The organism is Paenibacillus sp. EKM301P, from assembly GCF_011800295.1.
In the GTDB taxonomy this organism is placed as follows: Bacteria; Bacillota; Bacilli; order Paenibacillales; family Paenibacillaceae; genus Paenibacillus; species Paenibacillus polymyxa.
In genome coordinates, this window is sequence record NZ_JAALFM010000193.1 from 1 (window position 1) to 203 (window position 203).

Here is a 203-nt window from a genome sequence, read left to right on the forward strand (position 1 = left end):
CCGAAGCTGCCGGATTACATGATCCCGACGTATGTGGTACAGCTGGATCGTTTCCCGCTGACGCCAAACGGGAAAATTGACCGGAAGGCATTGCCAGCACCAGAAGCACGCCTTGAAGGAGGCCTGGAGTATGTGGCACCGCGGACGCCACTGGAGGCCAAGCTAGCCCAAATCTGGCAGGATGTCTTGAAGCTGTCCAGCGT

1 protein-coding gene is annotated in these 203 nt (G+C 58.1%); it reads left to right on the top strand.

Annotated elements, in window-relative coordinates:
• The coding region (locus HFD99_RS25505) for a hypothetical protein (protein WP_167441133.1) at nucleotides 1-203 on the top strand (203 nt) is incomplete at both ends.